This is a genomic window from Micromonospora sp. NPDC049580, from assembly GCF_040675595.1.
Lineage (GTDB): Bacteria > Actinomycetota > Actinomycetes > Mycobacteriales > Micromonosporaceae > Micromonospora.
Genome location: NZ_JBFAPG010000185.1, coordinates 1 through 10,797 on the forward strand (window position 1 = coordinate 1; position 10,797 = coordinate 10,797).

At 73.0% G+C, this 10,797-nt stretch carries 6 protein-coding genes, 1 tRNA gene and 1 pseudogene; 1 reads left to right on the forward strand and 7 read right to left on the reverse strand.

What is annotated here, in order from left to right; translation table 11 throughout:
• The 5 genes and pseudogenes from AB0J68_RS16865 to AB0J68_RS16885 all read right to left on the reverse strand — a co-directional run.
• Positions 1-583: pseudogene (locus AB0J68_RS16865) on the reverse strand (transglutaminase domain-containing protein); the annotation flags it as partial.
• A 29-nt stretch (positions 584-612) separates the two neighbouring features.
• Entirely contained in the window at positions 613-1,776 is a 1,164-nt protein-coding gene (locus AB0J68_RS16870) for a DUF58 domain-containing protein (RefSeq protein WP_363939263.1), read from the reverse strand.
• 14 nt (positions 1,777-1,790) lie between these two features.
• On the reverse strand, positions 1,791-2,786 hold the full coding sequence (locus AB0J68_RS16875; RefSeq protein WP_354858549.1) for a MoxR family ATPase: 996 nt from the start codon (positions 2,784-2,786) through the stop codon (positions 1,791-1,793).
• Positions 2,787-2,813: 27 nt separating this feature from the next.
• Positions 2,814-5,438: a fibronectin type III domain-containing protein gene (locus AB0J68_RS16880; protein WP_363939264.1), complete on the reverse strand. Its 2,625-nt coding sequence runs from the start codon at positions 5,436-5,438 to the stop codon at positions 2,814-2,816.
• Between the two features lie 208 nt (positions 5,439-5,646).
• The gene (locus AB0J68_RS16885) at positions 5,647-8,277 is read right to left on the reverse strand and encodes a tetratricopeptide repeat protein (RefSeq protein ID WP_363939266.1); all 2,631 of its coding nucleotides are present in this window, start codon (positions 8,275-8,277) and stop codon (positions 5,647-5,649) included.
• A gap of 231 nt (positions 8,278-8,508) precedes the next feature.
• Between AB0J68_RS16885 and AB0J68_RS16890 the strand changes: the two genes are divergently transcribed.
• Positions 8,509-8,592: transfer RNA gene (locus tag AB0J68_RS16890), tRNA-Leu, on the forward strand.
• Here the strand turns inward: AB0J68_RS16890 and AB0J68_RS16895 are convergent.
• Together AB0J68_RS16895 and AB0J68_RS16900 are read right to left on the reverse strand one after the other, a co-directional pair.
• Positions 8,574-10,256: a recombinase family protein gene (locus AB0J68_RS16895; protein WP_363939268.1), complete on the reverse strand. Its 1,683-nt coding sequence runs from the start codon at positions 10,254-10,256 to the stop codon at positions 8,574-8,576. The genes AB0J68_RS16890 and AB0J68_RS16895 overlap by 19 nt on opposite strands.
• Positions 10,253-10,519, reverse strand: coding sequence for a hypothetical protein (locus AB0J68_RS16900; RefSeq protein ID WP_363939270.1), 267 nt, complete (start codon positions 10,517-10,519; stop codon positions 10,253-10,255). Before AB0J68_RS16900 ends, AB0J68_RS16895 begins: the two co-directional genes overlap by 4 nt.
• Positions 10,520-10,797 lie beyond the last annotated feature (278 nt).

Here is a 10,797-nt window from a genome sequence, read left to right on the forward strand (position 1 = left end):
CCGCGACGAAGGCAACTGTCGTCCCGATCGCCGGTTCGGCGTTCGGGCCGACCACGTAGAGGGCCGCGGCGTAGAGCCCTGCCGCCGGCAGGTAGCCGAGCAGCACCCGGCCGGTGCGCAGCGCCACCTCCGCCCCGGCCAGACCGGCCAGCCACGCGGCCACCACCGGAACCAGCACCGTGTCCGGTGTGGGCTCCACCGGAATCATCGCGGTGAGCAGCCGGGGAATGCCGTTGCGTGCGGCGTCCGCGCTCACCTCCAGCAGGCTGCCCGGCAGGTCGGCGCGGGCGGCGGCCAGCCGCAACGACCACAGCGTCCACCCGGCCAACGCCGCCACCGACACCGGTGCGACGAGCCAGGACGGCAGTCGTCGGGCGGCGACGCTGACCAGCACCGAGCCCACCGCTGCGCCGATCACCAGCCGGGTCAGCAGGTCGCCCGCGTACACCCGGCCGAGCACCACCCCGGCGAGCGCGGTGAGCGTGATCAGCGCCAGCGGCACGACGGCCGCCCGCAGCGCGCGTACCACAGGCCCGGTCGCGCCGCCGGCTGCCGACGGCGCCCGCCGCGGGTCCGTCGCCACGTCCGGCGCGCGCTGCGGCTCGACACCCGTCACCACCGGCGCACCCCGTCCCACTCGGCGGCGAACTGCGCGCCGTCCACCGCGTCGACCACCACCAGGCCGGCCGTGCCCGCCGGCGTCGGCTCGGCCGCGCCGAACACCCCGACCACCACCGACGGGTACGCGCCGCGTAGCGCGCCGACATGTCCCAACCCGTCCCGCCCACCGGGGCCGGTCAGGAAGATCAGCGTGTCGCCGAGCCGGTCCTGGCGCAGCCGGGTGGTGACCGCGCGCAACGCGTCGTCCTCGTCGGACAGGTCGGCGGCGGCGAGCCGGTCCAGGGGCCCGACCTCGGCGTCCCCCGCCGGGCCGCGCTCGATCAGCTCCGGGCCGACCAGCAGCATCACCACCGGCAGGTCCGCGCGGTGCACGGCGGTGACGACCGACGCCGCCGCCTCACACGCGGACTCGAACGACTCGGCCACCCCGTCGGACCGGTGCGGATGCGCGGCGGCGCGGTTGTCCAGGAGGACGACAAGGCGGGGCAGGCTGGTGTCCACGTTCTCGCGCACCATCAGCTCGCCGACCCGGGCGCTCGTGCGCCAGTGCACCCGACGCAGCTCGTCACCCACCACGTACTCCCGCAGCGAGTCGAACGTGATCGACCCGTGCGGCACACCGTCCACCCGGCCGTCGAGGCTGCGCCCCGCGCCGGTGGGCACCGCCGTGAGCGGATGGACCCGGGGATGCACCCAGACCGGCGTCGTCTCGCCGTACGGGCGGGCCAGCGCCACCAGACCCAACGGGTCGCGCCGGGTCACCCGCAGCGGACCGACCGGCACCACCCCGCGACGGTCGGTCGGCACGTCGTAGCAGACCTCGGTGTCCCGACCGGGTCGCAGGCGCAGCAGCGGCACCGGCACGACACGGCTCCCGCACCGGTCCTCGGCCAGCAGGTTCGCCGAGCGCAGCCGGCCGGCGTTGCGCACGGTCAGCGTCATGCTCGCCGGCTCCCCGCGCGCGACCCGGTCCGGGTCCGCCCGGCGGCCGACCAGCAGCCGGGGCCGCCAGGCCGCGGTCAGCGCCGCGTAGCCCACGGCCGCGCCGGCCGCCGCGCCGAGCAACGTCAACTCGGGGTACGCGAAGCGGAACCCCAGGCCGAGCAGGACGACGGCGGCGACGAGCAGCCCGATTCCGCGGGCGGTGATCCCCATGGCGCTGCTGCCGGTCAGCCCTGCACCGGGGCGGGCTGCCCCGACGGCAGCGGCACCGGCACCGAGGCGATGGCCTGGCGCAGCACCTCCGCGGCGGTCACCCCGCGCACCTGCGCGTCCGGGGTCAGCAGCAGCCGATGCGCGAACACCGGTTCGGCGAGCGCCTTCAGGTCCTCCGGCATGATCCAGCCCCGACCGTCGATCAGCGCGTACGAGCACGCCGCCCGGGTCAACGCGATCACGCCCCGAGGGCTGACCCCGACGCGTACCTGCGGATGGGTGCGGGTGGCGGCGGCCAGCCGGACCGCGTACGCGTAGAGCGGCTCGGCGATGTGCACCCGACGGGCCATCCGGACCATCTCCCCGACGGTCGCGGTGTCGGTGACCGGGGCGAGCGCCTCGGGGGAGCGGACCGTCGCACCGCGCAGCACCTCGACCTCGACCGCCTCGTCCGGGTAGCCGACGGACAGCTTCACCAGGAAACGGTCGAGCTGCGCCTCGGGCAGCCGGTAGGTGCCGTCCATCTCGACCGGGTTCTGCGTGGCGACCACCAGGAACGGCGCCGGCACCGGGTGCCGGACACCGTCCACCGTGACCGTGCGCTCCTCCATGACCTCCAGCAGCGCCGACTGGGTCTTCGGCGACGCCCGGTTGATCTCGTCGGCGATCACGATGTTGGCGAACACCGGCCCCGGGTGGAACTCGAAGTCCCGGCTCGCCTGGTTGAAGATGGTCACACCGGACACGTCCGAGGGGAGCAGGTCTGGCGTGAACTGGATGCGCCGCCACTGACCCTTCACGGTCGCGGCGATGGCCCGTGCCAGGGTCGTCTTACCGACCCCCGGCACGTCCTCCAGCAGCACGTGACCCTGGGCGAAGAGCGCGGTCAGCGCCAGCCGGACCACCTGCGGCTTGCCGAGCACCACCGCGTTGACGTTCTCGGCCAGCCGGGCGGCCAGGGCGGCGAAGCCCTGCACCTCCGGCTGGGTGAGCGGCTCGTGGGTGTTCACGGTCGGCGGTGCTCCTCGGCTGGTGGTTCAGCAGGTGGGCAGGACGTTGATGTTGTCGCCGCCCTCCAGGTTGAGCCAGGCCCAGGGAATGTAGTTCTTCCCGCTGTACTCGACCTGCACCCACCAGGTGCTCTGCTTCTGGTTGTTGTAGATCCACGAGTCGACGTTCTCGCCGGACTTCTTGCAGTACGCCTTCAGTCGGGTGCCGGGCTTCGCCCAGCCGGCCTGCTGGTCGTTGTCCTGCCGGGTGACCTTGAAGATCTCGTTTCCGTTGCGGCCGTCGACGTCACTGTTGCAGTACGTCCGCTGGTCGCCGTCGGGCCCGTTGTTGCACGTCGCGATCCCGTACAGCGGCTCGGTGCTCTCAGCCCTCTGCGCGGTGCCCTTGCCGGCGGCGTTGCTGGCGGTGACCGTGAACGTGTACGCCGTGCCCGGCGTCAGCCCCGTCATCGTGATGCTGGAGCACGCCCCGGCCTTCGCCGGCTCACCCGACGTACTCAGCGAGCAGGTGGCCTTGCCGCCGCCCGCGTCCACGGTGAACGTGACAGTCGCCGACGTGGCCGTCGCCGACGAACCGGTGACGGTGACCCGGGGCGCGGCGACCGTACGGGCCGTGGCGGTGGCCTCCGGACCGGGCCCGGCCTCGTTGACCGCCTTCACCTTCACCGTGACGTTCTGGCCGTTGCCCAGCCCGGTGACGGTGGTGCGGGTCTCGGTCACCTCGCTCGTCCTGCCACCGACGTCCACCAGGTACTTCGTCACCGGCCGGCCGTTCGCCTCGGCCGGCGACCACTGCACGGTGACCGCGCCGGGCTGGTCGGCGACCGTCCCGGCCTGCAGGTCGAGCGGCCGGCCCGGCGCCGCGAACGGCACCACCGTGTTGCTCACCGGCGACGCGGCCGAGCCGGCACCCTTGTCGTTGACCGCCACGACGGTGAACGCGTACTGGGTGCCGAACTCCAGTTCACCGGCCGGCACCACCAGCTCCGTCTTCGTCGACTCGCCCGCCGGCGCGTTCGTCCCCGCCGACGTGGCCGTCACCGCGTACTTGGCGATCTTGTTGCCCTGCCCGTTCGCGGCCGGCCACTTCACCACCACCGTGCCGTCCGGCCGCTCCTGCGCCGTGACGCTGGCCGGTGCATCGGGCACCGCCGCCGTCGGGGTCACCGGGTTGCTGCTGCGCGCCGGGCCGTCACCCTTGGCGTTGACGGCGTGCACCGCGAAACGGTACGTCTCGCCGTTGGTCAGCCCCTTGATCTCCACCGAACGCTGGTTGGCGCCCACCTCCAGGCGTTGACCGGCACCCTGCACGACGTACTTGATGATCTCGGCGCCGTTCGCGGCAGCCGGCCGCCAACTCACCCGAGCCTGGGCGTTGCCGGCGGCGGCGGTGACGCTGCGCGGCGCGCTCGGCTTGCCCACCCGGGGCTTCTTCGGCGGGGGCGGCGGCGGGGGAGCCGGCGGCGGGTCACCGCCCAGCACGTCGTTGGCGTACTTGTCGACCTCGCGCACCTGGTGCTTGTCGTCCACCACCCGGGCCGTCGCCGAGTCGGGCGAGTTGATGAAGAGGTGGTTTTCCCGCACCTCCATCTCCAGTGGCCCGTTCGCCCTGCCCTTGATGGTGTCGACCAACTGGCCGCCCGCGTCGAAGGAGTAGATGGTGCCGGTCGCCTCGTCGGCGCAGTAGAACCGGTCGGCCCAGGCCACCGCCGGGCTCAGCCGGTCGCCGCTGCCCGGCACCGTGAACGCCCGCTCCTCACCGACGTCACCCACGACCAACACCCGCCGCTCGGCCGGTACCGTCACCGGCACCCGCGGACCGGAGGTGCGGGTCGGCATCGCCGCCGGGCCGGGCAGTGTCAACGGCGTCGGGCGGACCTCACCGCGCTGCACCCGCACCAGCCGGGCGGCCGTGCGGTCGAGTACCGCCACCCCGTCGTCCAGGGTGGAGACCACCAGCTCGTGGCTGGCGTCGGCCACGTCGTACGTCTCGACCCGCTCGGGGCTGAGCCCGCCACCCGCCGGCGCGGCCGAGGCCGGCGCGGACGGCAGCTTCGCGGCGGTGATCGCCGAGACGGTGCCCTCGCTGGGCACCGCGATCCAGAGCCGGCCCTCGCCGTCGAACGTGCCGCCGGTGATGCCCGGGGGATAGCGCACCGGCTCGCCGACCGGGCTCAACGACCGCGGGTCGAGCTGCCGCACGATGCCCTGCACGGCGTCGACGACGAACGCCGCGTCCTCGTGCAGGGCGACGCTCACACCCAGACCGGGGGTGGTCGGCGTGGTCGCGGTGAGCTGCAGGGTGGCCAGGTCCAGCGAGCTGATCTGCCCGGTCTGCAGATCACGCAGGATCAGCAGCCGATCGGTCTGGGCGACCTGCATCGGATGCCGGCGGGCACCGGGAACCTCGGTGCGGGTGTCCACCCGGGCGGTGACCCCGTTGACCCGGGCCAGCTCGCTGCGCACCGCGCTCCACAGCCACGAACTCGCGTCGTAGTTGGCCACCGCATTGTCCGCCGCACCCAGCCCCAGGACGGTCAGCCCCATGGCGGCCAGCAGTGCGGTGACCGTGCCGACCGTCACCAGCCCGCCGCGCAGTCGGGACCGGGAACGGGGGGCGTCGGTCCGCTCGGCGTCGTCGATGCTGGCCACAGCCGGCTGCCTTCCCTGAGTCGTGGCAGGTGGCGTACGCCTCGCGGCGACCCCTCCCCTGAGCCGGGTGCCATCATATGGCCCGGCCGGGAACGGGGGAACCCGCACCGTCACCCCTGTGGATACCGAGCGTGCGCAGTGGACGCCCAGCTCAGCTCGACGATCGCGAACCCGACTGTGTCGACTCGGCGGCGTGGACCGCTCGCGATCAGCTTGGCGGCGTGGACCGTTCGCGGTTGGTGCAGACCTGGCTCGACGTGGCGAAGCTGTCCGTGGAGTAGACCGCGAGCACCGTGAAGCAGTAGTCCACCCGCGAGCTGAGCCCGTTGACGGTGTGGCTGGTCCGCCCCGGTTCCACGGTGGCCATCACCCCGAGCGCCAGACCGGCCCGTCCGCCGGCGACCATGAACGGCACCGCCCCTCCGGACGGGTCCGTCCAGGTCAGGGTGATCGTCACGACGTCGTCGCGCAGCTTCAGGTCACCGGGAGGGGGGCCGGTCACCGCCGGCGCCGCCGTCACCGCACCCCCGGTCGGGGGCGGCGCGTCGTCGCGGTTCAGCACCACCGCACCCAGGCCGGCGACCGCGACCAGGGCAACCCCGGCCGCCACCGCCGCACCGATCAGCGTCGCCCGGCTGCGGCCCGCCGAAACACTCTCATCGGCGTACGCGGCCGAGTAGGTGTCCTGCTGGTACCGCTGCCCCGGGTACACCTCGTGGCTCTGCTGATAGGGCTGCCCCGGGTACTGCTGACCGGACGGGTACTGCGCGGCGGGCGGGTGCGTGAGGGTGGCCGGCGGCCCGTAGGTCACGGGCGTCAGGGACGCCGCCGTCGTGTCCTGCGGCGGGGCCGGTGCCGGCCCGACGGCCGGGAACACCTCCGTGGACGCGGACGCGAACCCCGACGGCTCGCCCTGCACTGTCGACATCGTCGCGCTCGCGACCAGCATGCTCTCGCCGCCCGCTGTGGACTGGCCGTCCATGGTGGTCGCGCTGCTCGGTGTCGCCTCGCTGTCCGGTGTGGTCCCTGCGGCGTCCGTACGGGACGGGTCCTTGGGGTCGCCGCCAGCCGTGGGCAGCGGATGCGGGGGCGCGCTGCTGCTCCAGGGCGGGGCGGTCAGTCCCCAGGGCGGCGCGCTCACCGGCGGCGCGGAGACGGGCTGGCTGTGGCCGGGCGGTCCGGACACGGGGTAGGGGTGGGCGGGTGGTCCGGATACCGGGTAGGGGTGGGCGGGTGGTCCGGAGATGGGCTGGCTGTGGGCGGGTGGTCCGGACACGGGGTAGGGGTGTGCGGGTGGTCCGGAGATGGGCTGGCTGTGGCCGGGTGGTCCGGACACCGGGAACGGCTGCGCTGGTGGTCCCGACACGGGGTAGTTCTGGAGGGGCGGCGCGGAGACGGGTGGTCCGTAGCCGGGTGGTCCGTAGCCGGGTGGTCCGGACACCGGCTGGGCGTGGGCCGCCGGTGGGCCGGAGGCGGGGTGGGGCTGGTCGGGCGGTCCGGAGACGGGTTGACCGTGGTCGGGCGGAGCCGACACTGGATGCGAAGGGCCCACGGCCGGTGCGGAGGCTGGGCCGACGTGCACGGGCGGCGCGGAGACCGGCTGCGGCGCGGTGGGCGTCGCGGCGACCGCGTGGTGCAGGGGTGGCCCGCTCACCGGGCGGGAGGGCGCCGCGCCTGGAGTCGTCGGGATCGCCCCGGAGCGCCCCGGCCCGTCTGTGGTGCGGGTCGACCCGCTCGGCCCGGTCGCTGCGATCCGGGCGGCCTCCTCGGCCAGCAGGGGCTCGATCTGCCGTACCTGAATGGTCGGGTCGGCCCACCGCGGAGCCGGCGGTTGGGGTGCCGACGGCGTGGCGGAGGGCTGCGCGGCGGCTGCCGGGGCCGGGGTCGCGGGGTGGGCCGGAGGGTGAGCCGGAGCCGCGGCCGCCGCCGCGGAGAGCGGCGCCTCGACGACCGGGTGGGTCGGCTGATCACTCGTGCGCTGACGCGGCGGTGCGGGTGGTGGCTGCTGCCGGACGTACGGCGTCGGCCGGCCGACCGCCCGAGACAGCGGCGCGACCGGTGGCCGGGGCGACGCCGCCGGCTGCTGCTCGGCCCGCTGGCGCGGCGGCACCGGATGGGTGGGAGTGGCGGGCGTCGGCGACATGGCGGACGCAGGCGGTATCGGACGGGCGGGGCTGGCTGGCGTCGGCGACATGGGGGACGTGGCCGGTGCCGGATGGGCGGGGGTCGGGGGAGGCGGTGGGGCCCAGGGCGAGGGGGGAGCCGGACGGTCGCCTGCCGCCGGGCGCATCGCGGCCAGGGTCGCCAGGGACAACGTCGGGCCGGTCAACGCCGATCGGGCGCCAGAGTCCGTCGTCGTGGCAACGGTGGCGGACGTCGGCGGCCCGACGTCCGGCCGGTTCGGGCCAGGGTTGGCCGCGCCGAGGTAGTCGCGGGCAGCGCGTACCGCCGGGTGGTGCTCACCGAGCACGGCGGGCCCGGCGCTGGCGACGCGCGTGTAGTTGCGGCGAGCCTCGTGCCTGTTGCCCAACTCCTCGGCAACCTCGGCCAGTTCGAAGGCGAGCGCGAGCATCATCGGCTCGGAGTGGTCCCAGCGCCGCTCGCCCGCCGCGAAGGCCTCCTCCAGCACCCGGCGGGCGGCAAGTGGGTCGTCTGCCTCACGGTGCAAGCGGGCCAGCAGGTGCGCGGTGTGCAGCGTCTCGGGATGGTCCTCGCCGTACGGCGGACGGGCGGACCCGACAGCGTCCGCGAGCAGCTGCCGGGCAGTGCCGAGGTCGCCCTCGGTACGCAGTGCGAGGGCCCGTTGCTGGATGGCGGCCAGAGGAGAGGGATGGGACACAGGGCAATGCTGCCCGTCACCGGGCCGCCGACGCTACCCGGGCTCACGCCCGATCCCGCTTCGGTGACCTCGCGTGACGGGTGTGAGCAGGGGCGGGAGGACGACCCGGCAGGGACCAGTGGGCGATGTGCATGATCCACGAGTGCCGTGTACAGTGACTCCCCGTGCGGCTCGCCGTGCCGACCTCGGATGGAAAGATCATCTGGGCGGCGAGGTAGGCTGAACGAGCAGGTCCGGGTGGCGGAATGGCAGACGCGCTAGCTTGAGGTGCTAGTGCCCGTATAGGGCGTGGGGGTTCAAGTCCCCCCTCGGACACAAACCATTGCCCCACGGTGCGCGCTGAGATCCACTTCAGCGCGCACCGTTTGCGTTTCCGGTTGGTAGTTCAGCCGGAGCCCGAGTTGCCGGTAGACCTCGACCTTGTCGGCGGGGTCGGCGTCGCGGAGCACGGTGGTGATGTCGCCGAGCGCGGTCACCAGGGCGGTGATCTCTGCTCGGCTCATCCGGCGCGGGGTGGAACCCGCGATGGCGTGTAGTTCGGCTTCCGCGTGGGCGCGTTCGGCCTGTGTCTGGGCGATCCAACTAGTGACGACCGCGGGGTCGGCACCAGCGTCGAGGGCGGCGCGGTATCGCTCCAGCTTGGCGTCGCACTCGGTGATGATCGCTTGGGCTGCGGTGCCCGTTGTGGGCGGATGGTTGAGGGGTTGGGCGTCGGCCATCGCGGTGATCGTCTGCGCGATGCGGTGGGGCGCGAACGCGGAGGCCAGCCAGGTGTCGAGCGGGTCGGTGAGGGCGTCCTCGCGCAGGTACACGTTGCGGGGGTGGGGGACCTGGTTGGCGAGGGCGTACTCCTGCGGGAAGCGGCAGCGGTAGTAGGCGTCGCCGTGGTTGTACTGGCCCTGCATGCGTCGGTCGCAGGCGGCGCAGTAGATGAGGCCCCGGAAGACGTAGGGGTTGCGGGTGCGCTGCCGGACGTGTTGTCCGCCGGTTCCCCGGCCCCGCTGTTGCAGGATGGCTTGGGCCTGTTCGAAGGTCGCGTCGTCGATGAGCGGTTCGTGGGTGATGTCCTTGGAGACCACCCACTTGTCGCGGGGGTTCCAGCGCATCACCCCGGTGTGGCCCATCGCCACGTCGTCGACGTCGAGCAGCACCTCATCGGTGCGTTGCTTGTTCCAGACCTGCCGGCCCGTGTAGCGGGGGTTGGTAAGGATGACGCGGACGGCGCTCTTGGACCAGGCGATGCCGCTGCGGTGTTGGTTGCGGGCGCGGTCGTGTGCTGACGGGCAGGGCACGTGATTGGCGGTGAGTCCCTCGGCGATGGCGAAGATGCCGATACCGGAGAGGAACTCGGCGAAGATCCGCTGCACGACCGGGGCGGTCTGCTCGTCGGGAATGAGGCCCTTGAGGTGTTTGCCGTCGGCGGCCTTGGCCGGGTTGGGGTGGGGTCCGAGGTCGCGAAGTGTGTAGCCGTAAGGCGGGCGTCCGCCGAGGTAGCGGCCCTCGAGGAGGGTCTGGGCGGCCATGGCGGTGCGGACGCGAAGCTTGATGCGGTTGCGTTCGCCCTTGCTCATGCCGCCGAAGACGGACATGACCAGTTCATGGGCCTCGTTGTCCGGGTCGATCGGGCCGCCGATCTCGGGCACCCACAGTTCGACGCCGTAGTGAGCGAACAGCGGCACCGTGAGACCGAACTGGTTGCCGTAGAAGGCGCGGTGGGGTTCGCCGACGACGACGTCGGAGAACCCCCGCCTGGGATCGCGCAGCGCCGCGAGAAGAAGGCTGGCCTGGACTCTGCGTTGCCAGGGGAGGGATCGGCTCTGGCCGACGTCGAAGTACTCGGTGACGATGCGTCCACCGTGAGGCTGGATGAGTGTGGTTGCTCGGGTGAGTTGCCAGCTTCGGGACGATTCAGGGTCCTGGTTGTCTTCGGTCGACACGCGGCCGTAGAAGGCGAAGGGTTTCGGTTGAGGGGCGGTCATCGGTTCTCCTGTTTCGAGTTGTCGGTGCGGCGCTCGTTCACGTGTCTGAGTAGCTTCAGCAGGGCGGCAGCGGCGCCGGGGTTCAGCTCGGGTGGCTGGCCGGGTACTACCACGCTGATGACGCTGGGCGGTGTGTTGCTGTCGATGGTCTCGACCGTCCATGAACGGTCGTCTTCGCTCGGCTGGTCAAGTCGCTCGTCGGCCGGCGCGGTCGAATCCGGCTGTTGGTGATGTTCAGATTGGTGGTCGGGCGGCAGCGTCATGTGCCTCCGTCCGGCGGTCGCCCCGGCCGGCACACGCTGCGGTGGGCGTGCGCCGTTCGCTCCTTGACCTCCGTCAGCTCGCCGTGAGAGGGGGCGGATTGGAGGGCGATGGCAGCATCGGCTGCGTGCTTGGGCGGGATCGTGGCGCTGCAGCTCGTAGCGCTGGTCACTCGGGCCGTGGCAGATGGGTGGGTTGTCATGGGAGATGCCCTTCGGGTTGGTCGGTGCCGGTTGCTCCGGCGGGCATGAAGAAGCGGCCGGTGCCGTCAGGCACCGGC